This window comes from Photobacterium sp. R1, assembly GCF_054600795.1.
In genome coordinates this window covers 1-279 of sequence record NZ_BAAHZP010000476.1, presented here as the reverse complement: position 1 = coordinate 279, position 279 = coordinate 1, and the positions used below count along the sequence as shown (strand labels likewise).

Below are 279 nucleotides of genomic sequence, written 5' to 3'. Positions count from 1 at the left end.
GATGGCGGCAACTTGTACGTCTTTGGCGATATCTACCAGTATCGGGCCGGGCCGGCCGCTCTGTGCCACTTCGAAGGCCTCGCTCAGGACCGCGGGCAAATCTGCCGGATCAGTGACCAGAAAACTGTGCTTGGTGCACGACAGTGACATTCCCAGCACATCGACTTCCTGGAACGCGTCAGTGCCTATCATAGGGCTGGCGACCTGACCTGTGATAGCCACTAACGGGATGGAGTCCAGCATAGCGTCGGCCAGTCCGGTGATCAGGTTGGTGGCGCC

Annotated in this window: 1 protein-coding gene; it reads right to left on the bottom strand. The window is 59.9% G+C overall.

The window, feature by feature from the left end; genetic code table 11:
* A partial coding sequence (locus ACYP03_RS25925; RefSeq protein WP_459782664.1) for a thiamine pyrophosphate-binding protein occupies positions 1–279 on the bottom strand: 279 nt, incomplete at both ends.